Origin of the sequence: Chthonobacter rhizosphaerae (genome assembly GCF_013839525.1) — a bacterium.
GTDB lineage: Bacteria > Pseudomonadota > Alphaproteobacteria > Rhizobiales > Pleomorphomonadaceae > Chthonobacter > Chthonobacter rhizosphaerae.
Window position 1 is genome coordinate 252,896 of sequence record NZ_JACDIS010000005.1, and the last position, 13,928, is coordinate 266,823.

Annotated in this window: 14 protein-coding genes; 7 read left to right on the forward strand and 7 right to left on the reverse strand. The window is 70.9% G+C overall.

What is annotated here, in order from left to right; translation table 11 throughout:
* The first annotated feature begins 89 nt into the window (after positions 1-89).
* Both HND91_RS22735 and HND91_RS11310 read left to right on the forward strand, forming a co-directional pair.
* Positions 90-1,067 carry a polyprenyl synthetase family protein gene (locus HND91_RS22735; RefSeq protein WP_181706667.1) on the forward strand — a complete coding sequence of 326 codons (978 nt, stop codon included), beginning with the start codon at positions 90-92 and terminating at the stop codon, positions 1,065-1,067.
* Positions 1,068-1,095: 28 nt separating this feature from the next.
* A complete protein-coding gene (locus HND91_RS11310; RefSeq protein ID WP_181706668.1) occupies positions 1,096-1,590 on the forward strand; it encodes a sterol desaturase family protein in 495 nt (164 codons plus the stop codon).
* 55 nt (positions 1,591-1,645) lie between these two features.
* On the opposite strand, the gene HND91_RS11315 is transcribed toward HND91_RS11310, so the two are convergent.
* The 6 genes from HND91_RS11315 to HND91_RS11340 form a co-directional block, all read right to left on the reverse strand.
* On the reverse strand, positions 1,646-2,587 hold the full coding sequence (locus tag HND91_RS11315) for a phytoene/squalene synthase family protein (RefSeq protein ID WP_181706669.1): 942 nt from the start codon (positions 2,585-2,587) through the stop codon (positions 1,646-1,648).
* Positions 2,584-4,080, reverse strand: coding sequence for a phytoene desaturase (locus HND91_RS11320; protein ID WP_181706670.1), 1,497 nt, complete (start codon positions 4,078-4,080; stop codon positions 2,584-2,586). The genes HND91_RS11315 and HND91_RS11320 overlap by 4 nt, the downstream gene beginning before the upstream one ends.
* Positions 4,077-5,246: a lycopene beta-cyclase CrtY gene (gene crtY, locus HND91_RS11325; protein WP_181706671.1), complete on the reverse strand. Its 1,170-nt coding sequence runs from the start codon at positions 5,244-5,246 to the stop codon at positions 4,077-4,079. Before crtY ends, HND91_RS11320 begins: the two co-directional genes overlap by 4 nt.
* A complete protein-coding gene (locus tag HND91_RS11330) occupies positions 5,243-6,517 on the reverse strand; it encodes a glycosyltransferase (protein WP_210272665.1) in 1,275 nt (424 codons plus the stop codon). The genes crtY and HND91_RS11330 overlap by 4 nt, the downstream gene beginning before the upstream one ends.
* 128 nt (positions 6,518-6,645) lie before the next feature.
* Positions 6,646-6,993 carry a hypothetical protein gene (locus HND91_RS11335; RefSeq protein ID WP_181706672.1) on the reverse strand — a complete coding sequence of 116 codons (348 nt, stop codon included), beginning with the start codon at positions 6,991-6,993 and terminating at the stop codon, positions 6,646-6,648.
* Positions 6,994-7,046: 53 nt separating this feature from the next.
* Positions 7,047-7,886, reverse strand: a complete 840-nt coding sequence (locus HND91_RS11340) for an alpha/beta fold hydrolase (protein WP_181706673.1) — start codon at positions 7,884-7,886, stop codon at positions 7,047-7,049.
* Between the two features lie 382 nt (positions 7,887-8,268).
* Here HND91_RS11340 and HND91_RS11345 point away from each other — a divergent pair, with 382 nt between their 5' ends.
* The 5 genes from HND91_RS11345 to HND91_RS11365 all read left to right on the forward strand — a co-directional run bounded on the left by HND91_RS11345 (position 8,269) and on the right by HND91_RS11365 (position 13,164).
* Positions 8,269-9,582 (forward strand): NtaA/DmoA family FMN-dependent monooxygenase, encoded by a 1,314-nt coding sequence (locus HND91_RS11345; RefSeq protein WP_181706674.1) that lies wholly within the window; start codon positions 8,269-8,271, stop codon positions 9,580-9,582.
* A gap of 332 nt (positions 9,583-9,914) precedes the next feature.
* The gene (locus HND91_RS11350; RefSeq protein ID WP_181706675.1) at positions 9,915-10,766 is read left to right on the forward strand and encodes a transporter substrate-binding domain-containing protein; all 852 of its coding nucleotides are present in this window, start codon (positions 9,915-9,917) and stop codon (positions 10,764-10,766) included.
* Positions 10,767-10,817: 51 nt separating this feature from the next.
* The gene (locus HND91_RS11355) at positions 10,818-11,516 is read left to right on the forward strand and encodes an ABC transporter permease (protein ID WP_181706676.1); all 699 of its coding nucleotides are present in this window, start codon (positions 10,818-10,820) and stop codon (positions 11,514-11,516) included.
* On the forward strand, positions 11,513-12,385 hold the full coding sequence (locus HND91_RS11360) for an ABC transporter permease subunit (RefSeq protein ID WP_181706677.1): 873 nt from the start codon (positions 11,513-11,515) through the stop codon (positions 12,383-12,385). Before HND91_RS11355 ends, HND91_RS11360 begins: the two co-directional genes overlap by 4 nt.
* Complete coding sequence (locus HND91_RS11365; RefSeq protein ID WP_181706678.1) at positions 12,382-13,164, forward strand: amino acid ABC transporter ATP-binding protein; 783 nt, start codon at positions 12,382-12,384, stop codon at positions 13,162-13,164. Before HND91_RS11360 ends, HND91_RS11365 begins: the two co-directional genes overlap by 4 nt.
* 227 nt (positions 13,165-13,391) lie before the next feature.
* Here HND91_RS11365 and HND91_RS11370 read toward each other — a convergent pair whose 3' ends face one another.
* Complete coding sequence (locus HND91_RS11370) at positions 13,392-13,910, reverse strand: flavin reductase family protein (RefSeq protein ID WP_181706679.1); 519 nt, start codon at positions 13,908-13,910, stop codon at positions 13,392-13,394.
* Positions 13,911-13,928 lie beyond the last annotated feature (18 nt).

The following is a 13,928-nucleotide window of genomic DNA, read 5'->3' on the forward strand; positions in this document are numbered from 1 at the left end:
CGATGAACGCGGGGCGAGCAATAGAGTTCACATGGCGGCGCGTCATGTCCCACGGGACCGCGCGCCCGGCGCGGGAGGTCGAAGAACCCATGATCAGCGAGCCTGCGTCCTCCGTCGTTCCAGAGCCCAAGGATCTACGCGAGACCAGGGACTTCGACGCGTTCGACCTGGAGACCCGGCACCTCCGCCGGTTGATCGACGCCCGCCTCGGCAAGCTGCTCGTCCCCGACCCGGGCACGGGCGACCTCGTCCGCCAGGCGATGCACGAGGCGGTGATGTCGCCCGGCAAGCGGTTGAGGCCCATGCTGGCGCTTCTCGCCGCGCGCGACCTCGACGCCGACGAGACGGCGGTGCTGGACGCGGGCTGCGCCCTGGAGATGGTGCACACGGCCTCGCTCATCCTGGACGACCTGCCGTGCATGGACGACGCGGCGCTGAGGCGCGGCAACCCGAGCATCCACGTGCGGTTCGGCCAGGACATCGCCATCCTGGCGGCGGTCGCGCTCCTCTCGCAGGCCTTCGGGCTGATGGCGGCGGTGCCGCGGGTGACCGGCGACCAGCGCGCCCGGCTCGTCACCATCCTGTCCGACGCGGTGGGGGTGAACGGGCTCGTCGGCGGCCAGTACGCCGACCTCCGGAGCGGGCGGGAGCGGACCGCGGCGGACATCGCGGTCGCCAACGACCGCAAGACCGGGTCGCTGTTCACCGCGGCGCTCGACGCGGTCTGCGTGATCGGCTGCTCCGACGACACCTGCCGGAAGCGACTGCGGGAGTTCGCCCGCGAGCTCGGCCAGGCCTTCCAGATCCTCGACGACATCCTCGACATGACGGGCGACGCGGACACGCTCGGCAAGGACGTGCAGCAGGACCGGGACAAGGCCACCCTGATCGCGCTCGTCGGCATGGAGGGTGGACGCCGGCGGCTGGGACACCATGTGTCGAAGGCGATCGGCGCCCTCAAGGAACAGCCGCGCGGCGCCGGCCGGCTTGGCCAGATGGTGCGCTGGGTGTTCGGCGAGGCGCTGGAGGCCAAGCGCGAGCGGGCCGGGCGGGCCGCGCTCGGCTGAGCGCGGACAGCAACAGGGTTCTGCCACCGTGACCGTCGTCACCAACATCCTGATCGTGATCGCGACCGTCGCCGCCATGGAGTGGGTCGCCTGGGCGTCGCACCGGTGGATCATGCACGGCTTCGGCTGGGGCTGGCACCGGTCGCACCACGAGCCCCACGAGGGCACGTTCGAGAAGAACGACCTCTACGCGGTGCTCTCCACCATCCTGGCGATCGGCCTGTTCACGGTCGGGTCCGCCTGGTGGCCGCCGCTCTTCTGGGTGGCCGTCGGGGTCACGGTCTACGGCGTGCTCTACTTCATCGTTCACGATGGCCTGGTGCACCAGCGCTGGCCCTTCCGGCACCAGCCGAAGAATCCCTACCTGAAGCGGCTGGTGCAGGCGCACCGGCTGCACCATGCGGTGGAGGGACGGGACGGCTGCGTGTCGTTCGGCTTCCTCTACGCGCCGCCGCTCCAGAAGCTGCGCCAGGATCTGCGCGCCCGCCACGGCGGCAAGGTGAAGCGCGTGCTCGAAGAGTGACAGGGAGGCCTGAGGCCTCCGGCGGGGCGCATCACGCCCCGGGGCGGCGCCGGCGTCACGCCGGCCGCGTCCAGAGCGCCGGGTCGCGCGGGCGGCGCTTAAGGCGGCGGGCCGCGAGCGCCATCGCGGCGCCGGCCGCCACGTGGCCGAGCTTGTCCGCCTTCGACGTGGAGATCCGGCCGACCCAGGCGTCCGGGCCGGCGGCGACCACCTTGGTGCCGATCTGCCGGTAGACCCTGAGCGCCGTCGCGACCGCCCAGGCGGACCGATAGGGCAGGCGGCCGACGCCGACCTCCGCGGAGGCGTAGTAGGGCTCCGCGGCGGCGACGAGCCGGGCCGCGAGGCGCGCGAGCGCCGGCCGGTGCCGGGTGGCGGCCACCTCGCGGCGCGGGACGCCGGCCTCCTCCAGCCAGGCGAGCGGCAGGTAGCAGCGGCCGGCGGCGGCGTCCTCCACCAGGTCCCGGGCGATGTTGGTGAGCTGGAAGGCGAGCCCGAGGTCGCAGGCCCGGTGGAGCGTGTCGTCCCCCTCCGGCGTGCCGCCGCGCACCCCCATCACATGGGCCATCATGAGGCCGACCACGCCGGCGACGCCGTAGCAGTAGACCAGGAGGTCGTCGAGCGTCCGGTAGGTGCGCTCCTCCACGTCGAGCCGGAAGCCGGCCAGATGGTCGAAGGGCAGGTGGTCGGGAATGGCGTGGGCTGTCGCGACCGCCTGGAGCGCCTGGAAGGCCGGTTCGGCCATGGGCTCGCCGGCGAGCGCCCGCCGCGTGAGGTCCTCCAGCCGGGCGAGCCGGTCGGCCGCGCTCGTGCGGGAGAGGAGGGCCCCGTGGCCGAGCACCTGACCGTCGATCACGTCGTCGCAGTGCCGGCACCAGGCGTAGAGCAGCACGGCGCTCCGCCGGGTGGCCGGATCGAACAGGCGCGCCGCCGCCGCGAAGCTCTTCGAGCCGGCCGTGATGGCGGCATCCGCGTGGGCGAGGGGGACGGCGGCGCTCATCGCGGCCCCGCCATCCCGAGGTCGGCGAGCACGAGGCCGGCGGTGGCCTTGGCCGAGCCGACGACGCCCGGGACGCCCGCGCCCGGATGGGTGCCGGCGCCGACGATGTAGAGGTTGTGGATCCGGTCGTCGCGGTTGTGCGGACGGAACCAGGCGCTCTGGGTGAGGATCGGCTCCAGCGAGAAGGCGGAGCCCACGTGGGCGTTGAGCTCGTCGCGGAAGTCGACCGGCGTGAAGTGGCGCACGGTCACGAGGTCGGACCTGAGGCCGGGCATGTAGCGCTCCTCCAGGTAGGCGAGGATCCTGTCGCGATAGCGCGGTCCCTCCACGGCCCAGTCGAGCGGCGCGTTGCCGAGGTGCGGCACGGGCGCGAGCACGTAGTAGCTGCCGCAGCCGGGCGGGGCGAGCGACGGGTCGGTCACGCACGGGGCGTGGAGATAGAGGGAGAAGTCCTCGGCGAGCTTGTCGCGCTTGAAGATCTCGTCGATGAGGCCCTGATAGCGGGGGCCGAAACACACCGTGTGGTGGGCGAGCCGGGTGTGGTTCCGCTTCAGGCCGAAGTAGATGACGAACAGCGACATGCTGTGCCGCTTGGCGGCGAGCGCCTTCGCCCGCGCCGGGCCGCGCGGATGACCCGCCAGCAGCGTGCCGTAGGTGTGCACCACGTCGCCGTTGGAGGCGACGAGATCGGCCGGGATCGTGCGCCCGCCAGCCCGCACGCCGGTCACCCGGTCGCCTTCGGTGGTGATGGCCTCGACGGGCGTGTCGAGGAGGAGCGTGCCGCCGATCTCCCGGAACAGGCGGGCGAGGCCCTGGATGAGCGCCCCGGTGCCGCCCTTCGGAAACCAGACGCCGCCGCGGCGCTCCAGGGCGTGGATCAGCGTGTAGATGGACGACGTGGCGAACGGATTGCCGCCGACGAGGAGCGAGTGGAAGGAGAAGACCTGACGCAGGTGCTCGTCCTTGATGAAGCGCGAGACGATGCCGTAGACGCTGCGCCAGGCCTCCAGCCGGGCGAGCTGCGGGGCGACCCGCACCATGTCGGCGACCGACTGGAACGGCACCGCCCCGAGCTTGACGTAGCCCTCCTGGTAGACCGCCTCCGAATAGGCGAGGAAGCGGCGGTAGCCCTCCACGTCGGCCGGGTTGCGGGCGGCGATCTGCCGGTCGAGGGCGTCCTGGTCGTCCAGGTAGTCGAAGGACGTGCCGTCCTCCCAGGCGAGCCGGTAGAAGGGCGTGACCGGCAGGAGCGTCACGTAGTCGGCCATCCGCCGGCCGGCGGCGGCGAACACCTCCTCCAGGCAGGCCGGGTCGGTGATGACGGTGGGGCCGGCGTCGAACACGAAGCCCTCGTCCTCGTAGACGTAGGCGCGGCCGCCCGGCTTGTCCCGTTTCTCCACGAGCGTGGTGGCGATGCCCGCCGCCTGCAGGCGCACCGCGAGGGCGAGCCCGCCGAAGCCGGCGCCGATCACCACGGCTGTTCTCTGTGTCATGGCAGGCGTCTCCGGAGGGTGGGGGCGGCGATCGCGGCGAGCGCCGCGCCCACGGGCACGGGCGGCTTGCCGGCGAGGAGGCGCGCCTTGTCGAGCGGGGTGAGGCGGGCGGCGTAGAAGCGCTCGATGAGCGGCCGGGGCAGGCGGTAGAAGCGCTCCATCACGCCGACGCGCGCCTCCGGCCGTCCGGCGAGGAAGAGCATGCGGTTGAGGGCGCGGAAGAAGCGCCGCTCCTTGAACGTGCGCACCGCGTGGTCGCGGATGGCGGCGAACACCGCCGGCGCCGCATGGTCCGGCAGATCGGCGACCAGGAGCGCGAGGCGCGCCGCGTCGGGCAGCGAATAGCCGGTGGTCGGGTGGAAGAGGCCGGCTCTCAGGCCCGAGCGCGGGATGCCGTCCGCCGCCGCCCAGAAGGCCTCCACGTCGCCGTCGAGGGTGATGGGGAGGACGCCCGTCTCCCGGCGGATCACCTCCGCCTCGCCCCAGCCTCGGGCGCGCCGGTAGGCGGCGAGGCTGTCCGCGTGATCGAGGCCCGGCTGGTCGCGGGCGTCCGCATAGGCGGTGTCCTCCACGAGGAGCCGGTCGGGGCCGAACGGCAGGACGTAGACGAAACGGTAGCCGCCCCGCTGCGGCACGGTGGCGTCCATGATGACCGGCGCGCGAACGCCGTGCGGCGCGGCGAGCCGGATCTCCTCGCCGAGGAAGGTCTGCCAACCGAGGCGGAGGTGCGGGCTCGGCGCCGGCCCGCGCCCGTCGATCACCGTCAGGGCGGTCAGCACGGCGCCGTCCGACAGGGTCGCGGTTGTGGGGGTGAGAGCCGCGACGGACGCGCCGAGACGAACGCGATCGCCGAGGCGGGCGGCGAGGACGTCGTGGAAGCGGTCCGACGGGACCGACGCGTAGCCGCTGGCGAGCTCTCGCGCGTGGCCGGGGAAGACGACCGCCTGCGCCGGCCAGCGATGGGCGACGAGCGGCGCCACCAGGGCCGATCCGGCCGCGTCGAGGTCGGTGTCGTGGAAGGACCAGGTGTGATTGCCGCCGAGTCGGTCGCCCGCCTCGAGGACGAGGACGGAGAGGTCCGGCCGCCGCTGGGTCAGGGCCAGGGCGAGGAGCCCGTTGGCGAGGCCGCCGCCGACGAGGAGCACGTCGACCGTCCGGCTGGTCATGAGGGCACCGGTTCGGCGCGGACCGGCGAGCCGGTGCGCACCGCCTGCAGGATGATGTCGGCCGCCCGTTCCGCTCCGCCGGCGGTGGCGACGTCGTCCGCGAAGGCGCGGGCGCGGCTCCGGAAGCCGTCCTCCGACAGGAGGCGGTGGAGGGCGCGGGCGGTTCGGCTGGCGGTCAGCAGGCGATGGTCGGCGACGAGGCCGACGCCGGCGTGGCGGACCCGGGCCGCCATGCCGGGCTGGTCGAAGGCGATCGGCAGAACCAGCATGGGGACGCCGAAGGACAGGGCGTCCATCACCGTGTTGAGGCCGCCGTGGGTGACGATGACCGCCGCCCGGGCGATCACCGCCCGTTGCGGCGCGAAGGCGACCACGTGGTCGGCCGGGATGCGGGCCGCTTCCCTGTCCGACAGGAGGCCGCAATGGGCGACCAGCACCTCCGCGCCCAGGGAGCGCGCCGCCTTGGCGGCGGTGCGCAGGAGGCGCGCCCGGCCGCCCTGGAGCGTGCCGAGGGAGCAGAACACCAAGGGGCGGCCGGACGACTCGAACGGCAGGTCGCGGTGGTCGTCGCCCGGGCGGCGGAAGGGACCGACATAGTGCACGTGCGGCGGCAGCCGCGTGCGGGGGAAGTCGAACCGGCGGACGAGCTGGACCACGTCCGCCAGCGGGGACAGGCCCTCGTCGAGCCGGCGGCGGGGGCGCACGCCGAGACGCTCCGCCCAGGCGGCGACCGCGTCCTCGTGCGGCTTCATCAGGAAGCCGCTCACCCACTCGCCGCCGCGGTTTCGGGCGAGGCCCCTTTCGGAGGGATCATAGGGCCAGGAGAGGACCGGCAGGGGCACGGCCGGCTCGCGGTTCACCGGCAGGGCGCAGGCGACCGATACGAATGGCACACCGAGATGCTCGGCGACGAGGCCGCCCGCCGCCTCCATCTGGTCGGTCACCACGGCGTCCACGCCGAGGCCGGAAAGGACGGCCGGCGCCTCCCGGCAGAGAAGGTCGGTGGCGTCCACCATGTCGGCGACCACCCGGCGGATGCCGAAGGGGCCGCCGGGGCGGGCGGCGCGGGCGATCACCGCGGCGAGGCTGCCGGGCGGGTGGGTGCGCTCGCCGACGGGCGCGAAGCCTAGCGCAGGGCTCCCGACGAAGCCGCGCACGTCCGGGCGATGCACGAGCGTCGCCCGGTGGCCGCGCGCCACCAGCGCCTCCGCGATCGCCTCGATGGCGGATACGTGGCTCGGGAAGGACGGGGCGATGAGGCCGAAGTGCAAGGGCGGCGGCTCGGTGGTTGCGGTGCGTCGACCGGTCAACGCCAAGCTCGCCCTTCCGTTGCCTTGAGCGTGGGCGGAGCGGGATCAGAAAGACGTGACCGCCGGCGGCGTCTCCGGTCCGCCTCCGTTCAGGCCAGCCAGAAGCCGAACACCGCCATCAGGGCCGCCAGCACGAGCACCGCGATCAGCGGCCCGACGAAGCTGGCGCGGGTCGTGGCCTCGGTGGTGCGGCCCGGCTCGCCGCTGATGGCGCGGCCGGTCTCGGAGGTGCGCTGGCCGACGGCGCTGCCGGCGGGACCGCGCAGCTCGTGGCTCGCCGCCTCGCGCACCGCGTCCGCGGTGGGCGGCCGGCCGGCGGCCTCGTCGTCGGTGCCGAGCGGGGACGCGGCCGGATCCGGGAAGGCGACCTTGTCGCCGGATTCCGTGCTGTCGATGCCGTGGCGCAGCCGCGCCGTGGTGGTGACGTCCTTGGTCATGATGCTCTCCAGGTCTCTCAAGTCCAGACCCGCCGTCCGGGCCGTTTGTTCCGTCAGGGGACGCCGATGCGGGCGAGGGCGGCCGCGACGGCGGGCGGGTCGGCGTGGTGCGGCGCGTGGCCGACACCGGGGAGCGTCTCCACCCGGGCGTCCGGCAGGACGCCGGACAGCCAGGCGAGATGCCAGGCCGGCTCGGCGATCTCGTCCGCCTCGCCGGCCACCACGGCCATCGGCACGCCGCCGCCGGCGAGAATCGGCGCGACCGCCGCCATGGCGTCGTTGAAGGCGAGGAGTTCGGCCGCCATGGCCAGGATGGCGCTGTCGCGCCCGGCGTGAACGAACGGAAAGTCGGCGAGATAGTCCGGCACCTCGTTCGGCTTCAGGGCGGCGGCCAGGATGCCGGGCCCGATCAGCGGCGCGATCAGCGGCACCACGGCCGTGCGCATCACCGGCCCGATGACCGGCGCGATCGCTGCCCTCAAGAGCGGCATCGGGGCATGGGGCGTGGGCCGGCAGAAGGGCGCGACCAGAAGCACGCCGGCGAGCCGGCCCGGATGGCGGGCCGCGAAGGCGAGGGCGGGTCCGGCGCCGATGGAATGGGCGACGAGCGTGATCCGGGAGAGGCCGAGCGCCGACAGGACGCCGGCGAGCCAGTCGGCCTGGCCGTCGGCTCCGGCCTCCGCCTCGGGCAGCGGATCGGAGAAGCCGTAGCCGGGGCGGTCGAAGGCGAACAGGCGCCGACCGGGCAGGGTGGCGGTGAAGGCCGGCAGGATCTCCTCGGCGAGGCTGCCGAGGCCGTGGAGAAGGACGACCGGCGGGCCGTCGCCACGCACGTGGAAGTGAACGCGGCGGCCGTCGACCTCGACGGTCCGGCCCACGAGAGGGTCCGTCATCGCTGTTCCGAGTGTTCAGGCCCCCGGCCCATGAAACACCCGACCGGCGGCTTGGTTTCCCCGCCGTCGTCCCAAGATGTGGGCCGACGATCAGGACCGCTTATCCGGTGGTCAACTGGACCGGAACCGGAGCGGAACCCAAATCGCGCGACTTATCAGTCCTTTGCCGGATCAGGGTGCGGCCAGGGTGGCGCGAATTTAGCCGCGGGGAGCACGGCGCGTGCATGCGACGCCGCCAGTGCGCCGCAACGATGCTTTGCCCCTTGTTGATGGTCGCTGTCGCGGACGCCCGACTAGTCTTTCAGGCAGTGGAGAGAAGGATCGCACGGGGATTGGGCCCCCGGTCCTTCCGGCATTCACCCGCTTCAGGAGGCTTTCAGCCGTGGCAGCCAATCCGTTTCATCTCGCCTGGTTCCTGCAGGGGTCGAGCATCCAGGCCTGGGGCATGCCGTGGACGGGCAACATCAGCGAGGAGTGGGGCTCGGCCTCCATGTTCCTCGATCTCGTCCGCAACATGGAGCGGGCCTGCTTCGACTACATCCTCGTGGAGGATTCCATCTACATCGGCCAGAACTGGAAGGACAGCCGGCAGATGTTCCTGGAGAACGGCATGTCCGTTCCGCGCCAGGAGCCCTCGGTGGTGGCGGCCATCATGGCGGCCGCGACCACCCGGCTCGGCATCGTGCCGACGCTCTCCACCTTCGCCTACGCGCCCTACCTGACCGCCCGCATCGTCGGCACGCTGGACCAGATCTCGGCCGGCCGCGGCGGCTGGAACATGGTGACAGGGTCGTCGGACCTGTCGGCCATGAACTTCGGCGCCGACCAGCTGCCCGACCACGACAAGCGCTACGACATGGCGGAGGAGTACATCCAGATCTGCCGCCAGCTCTGGGGCAGCTGGGAGCCGGGCGCCATCGTGGCCGACCGCGAGAGCGGCATCCTGATCGACCACACCAAGGTCCACACCATCGACTTCGAGGGCGAATACTACCGCTGCCGCGGACCGCTCAACTCCGGGCCGCTGCCACAGGGGCAGCCGGTGATCGCCCAGGCGGGCGGATCGGTGAAGGGCAAGGCGTTCGCCGCCAAGTACGCCGACACGGTGGTGGCCGCCCCGCGCGGCATCCCGGCCATGAAGGCCTACCGCGACGACGTGCGCGCCCAGATGAAGGCCATGGGCCGCGACCCGGACAGCTGCAAGATCCTGTTCCTGGTGACCCCCATCGTGGCCGAGACCATGGACGAGGCCAACTGGCGGGCCGGCCAGAGGGCCGTGTGGGCCTCCAAGAACGTGGACCGCTGCCTCGCCCAGCTCGGCTGGAGCACCAACATCGACTTCTCCGGCCACGACCTGGACGCCCCTGTGGGCGAGCTCAGCACCAACGGCCACCAGTCGTCGCTGGCGCAGTTCGTCACCAAGGCCGGCAAGAAGACGCTGCGGGAAGCCATCATCGCCCACGCCAGCAGCGGCTATTCCACCGAACTCATCGGCACCCCCGACGTGGTGGCCGGCCAGATGGCCGAAGCCATGGAGGAGGTCGGCGGCGACGGCTTCCTGATCAACCTTCCCGACGTCTCCCGCCGGTCGATCGCGACCATCTGCGACGGCCTGGTGCCGGCGCTCCAGCAGCGAGGTCTCGTCCGCAAGAAGTACGCCCACGAGCAGCTCCGGGACAATCTCCTGGAGTTCTGATCCAGTCGTGGACACAACAAATCGCCGCCGATCCGGATCTTGATCTCCGGTCGGCGGCGAATTTCTCGTTCCTGATTTTGCGTGACCAAGGGATCTACAAGTGCGTTCAGAAAATATACGGCGCGACGCCAGCCGAAATAAGTAGTAATACTTGACTCTTGTTGGAGATGATGCACACTGGTCGACGTTGCTGACGGGGGAGGATCGTCCGTACAGCCTGTCCCTCGACGAGGCGAAACGCCCACGGGGGTTCGCGTTCCAGGCCCGGCCGCCGGGCCTTTCAGCGCATCGCGTTCCACCCATGTCCCGTCACCCGGTCAAGGATCGTTTCGATGTCGTCCCAGTCCGCTCTCGTCCGCCGTTTCGGCGCGCTCCTGTCCTCGCTCGCCCTCGCCGGCACGCTCATCGCCGGCACGGCCGTGTCCGCCCGCGCGGAAAAGCTCAAGCTCGGCAACGAGGGCGTCTACCCGCCCTTCAGCATGGTGGATTCGGCCGGCAACCTGACCGGCGTGGAGCCGGATCTCGCCCGCGAGATGTGCGCCCGCATGAAGGTGGAATGCGAGATCGTCGTCATGGATTTCAAGGCCTTGGTGCCGTCCATGCTGCAGGGCAAGTTCGACATCCTGATCAGCCAGCTCACCCCGACGGCCGAGCGCAAGGAGAAGATGCTCTTCACCCAGCGCGTGGTCGCCAACCCGATGACCTTCGTGGTGCCCAAGGACTTCAACGCCGACCTGACCAAGGAGGCCCTGAAGGGCAAGGGCGTGAAGATCGGCATGCAGCGCGGCGGCGCCCACATCAAGTATATCGAGAACTGGCTCGGCGACTCGCTCGAGTACAGCTTCTACGACAACCCCGACCAGACCCGCATGGATCTTCTCGCCGGCCGCATCAACATGCTGTTCGAGGCGAAGATCAACGTCACCCTGGAGCTGATCAACAAGCCGGAAGGCAAGGACTACAAGCTCTATGGCGGCGAGTACTGGATCGGCGAGCAGTCCGTTCCGGAAGCCGAGCGCGGCCTGTCGTGGGCCGTCGCCAAGGGCCGGGAGGAGCTGCGCGACCGCATCGACGCCACCCTGGCGGCCATGATCGCGGACTGCACCTACACCAAGATCCGCAAGAAGTACCTGGACATCACGACGCTGCCGGCTGACGCGGAGTGCGAAGCCAAGACGAACTGACGCGAAAGGACGCCTTTCTCCTTTCGCGACACGGGCAGGGAGCTTCCCGCGATGGAACTGTTCTCGGATCAATTCAACGGCTACCTTTGGCAGATGGTCCAGGGGGCCTACATAACCCTCCAGCTGTTCGCCGCGGGCTTCACCCTGGCCCTCGTCCTCGGCACGCTGATCGGCATCGTGACGCTGTCGAGAAACTGGCTGATCCAGGCGGTCTGGAAGACCTACGCCTCGATCATCATGGGCGTGCCGTCGCTCCTCATCATCTTCCTGCTCTACTACGGCGGCAGCGCCATGCTGTCGGGCCTCTTCGGCACCGACCGGTCGTTCGACGTCACGCCCTTCGGGGCCGGCGTCACGGCGCTGACCATCGTCTACGCCGCCTACGTGGCCGAACTGGTCCACGGGGCGGTGATGAACCTGCCCAAGGGCCAGTTCGAGGCCTGCTCGGCGCTCGCCATCGGGCCCGTGGCCGCCTGGCGACACGTGATCCTGCCCCAGCTGACGAGGCTCGCCCTGCCGGGCCTCGTCAACATCTGGATGATCGTCCTCAAGGACACCCCGCTGGTCTCGCTCGCCGGGCTCAACGACCTGGTGGCGAACGCCAAGATCGCCGCGGGCGCGACGAAGGAGCCGTTCATCTTCTTCATCGCCGCCTCGCTCTTCTTCATCGTCTTCAGCGCCCTGACGCTGCGGCTGTCGGCACGGCTCGAGGCGCGGTTCGGCCGCGGCCTCGCGGAGGTCAAAGCATGAGCGCCCTTCCGATCGACTTCGCCCTCGCCTGGGACAGCCTTCCGCAGATGGCAGAAGGCCTGGTGACCACCCTGCTGATCACCGTTCTGGTTCTGGTGCTCGGCCTGCCGCTGTCGGTGCTGGTGACCCTCGCCCGCATGTCGCGGAGCCGGATCCTGTCCTGGCCGGCGGCGGCCTTCGTGGTCTTCTTCCGCGGCGCGCCGCTCCTGATCCTGCTCTACCTGGTCTATTATGGGTTCGGCCAGATCGAGGCCCTGCGGGACGGCCCGCTCTGGGTGATCTTCGGCAGCGCCTTCGCCTGCGCGGTGATCGGCCTCACGCTCAACCACGTCGCCTACATGGTGGAGGTGGTGCGCGGCAGCCTGAACGCGGTGCCGGCGGGCCTCGTGGAGGCGAGCGCGGCGCTGGGCCTGACGCCGCGCGAGACCTTCACCTACATCCGCCTGCCGCTCGCCATGCGCTACGGCCTCGCCGCCTACCAGAACGAGGTGGTGATGTTCACCAAGGGCACGGCCGTGGTGAGCGTCATCACGGTGATCGACCTCACCGCGGTGGCGAACGAACTGTTCGAGGAGACCTACGATCCGTTCACGCCCATGCTGACGGCGGCCGCCTTCTACTGGTGCCTGGTCAACGCGATCCGGCTCGGGTTCGGGGCGCTGGAAAACCACCTCAACCGCCACCAGCGGCGCGAACAGGCCGTGAAGCCCACCACCCCCGCGGGCGCGGCGGCAGCCGCCGCCGAACCGCCGGCGGGCGCGCCCGTCGCGCCGCTTCGCCGGATGATCGGTTCCGATCGTCGCCCGGTGCCTGTGAAGGCCGCGGCGCCCGCCCTTTCCACCGCCACGCCGAAGGAACACGCCCTATGAGCGCCCTCCAGACCGAGACGGGCCCGCAGCCCGTGGCCGCGCCGCGCCCCATCGCCGTCGAGATGACCGGCGTGGAGAAATACTACGGGAAGTTCAAGGCCCTGTCGGGCATCGACCTGACGGTCCGCAAGGGCGAGAAGATCGTCATCTGCGGCCCGTCCGGGTCCGGCAAGTCCACCCTCATCCGCACCATCAACCGCCTGGAGCCGCACGACGGCGGCACCATCGTGGTGAACGGCATCACCCTCGACGGATCGCCCACCTCGGTCCAGGACGTGCGGCTGGAATGCGGGATGGTGTTCCAGCAGTTCAACCTGTTCCCGCACCTGACCATCCTGGAGAACTGCATGCTGGCGCCGCGCCTGACGCGCAAGCTCTCCAAGACGCAGGCCGAGGCGCTGGCGCTGAAGTACCTGGAGCGGGTGCATATCGGCGCCCAGACGCACAAATATCCGAGCCAGCTCTCCGGCGGGCAGCAGCAGCGGGTGGCGATCGCCCGGGCGCTCTGCATGGAGCCGCCGATCATGCTGTTCGACGAACCCACGTCCGCCCTGGACCCGGAGATGATCAAGGAGGTGCTCCAGGTGATGGAGGACCTCGCCGAGGACGGCATGACGATGATCTGCGTCACCCACGAAATGGGCTTCGCCCGCCGGGTGGCGAACCGCTGCGTGTTCATGGACCAGGGCGAGATCGTCGAGGAGGCGCGCGCGGAGGAATTCTTCGAGGCGCCGAAGAGCGATCGGCTGAAGGCCTTCCTCGCCCAGATCCTGCACTGATCTCCACTGAGAGGACTCCGGCCCGACACGGCCGCCGGCTGCCCCGGCGGCCGTTTCGCGTCAAGGCGCGCATAAGCCTTGCGACGCGGCTGGCGACGCTCCGAGAGGATGACCACCGAATCCCGAGGGGATGGTCCCGACTTTCGCGAGGGTTCGATCGGCATGGAAAAGGCCCGCGAAGAGCGTTCTCCGCGGGCCTTTTCTGTCCGGGATGACGGTGACTTGGCCTATTCGGCGGGAAGCACGCCGGGGCGGGTCTTGCCGCGGAAGAAGACGAGCGGCTCGCCTTCGCCCGTGCTGGCGCCGACCACGGTGCCGATGACGATGGAGATGGAGCCGCGCTCGATCACGTCGTCGACCACGCAGTCGAACACGCCGAGAGCGGCCTTGTAGACCGGCGCGCCGGTGGCGAGCGTCGTCCAGTCGCCCTCGAAGAACCGGGCGGCGCCGGAAAGGCCCGCCTTGCCGCTGAAGGCGTCCGCCACGGGGCCGGCGGTGGCGGGAAGGAAGTTGACGGCGAAGTGCCGGCGCGACAGCACGCCCGCGAGGGCGCTGGTCTTCCGGTCGATGGAGACGAGGAGGGTGGCCGGGTCGGCGGTCACATGGGCGGCGGACAGGCCCAGGAAGCCGGTCGGGCCCTCGTCGCTGTCGGCGGTCACGATGGTCATGCCGGTGGCGCGTTCGCCGAGCACGCGCCAGAAGGTCTTCACGTCGATGCGCGGGAGGGAGGCAGGCGTATCGGTCATGAACGGTCCTCCGTCGTG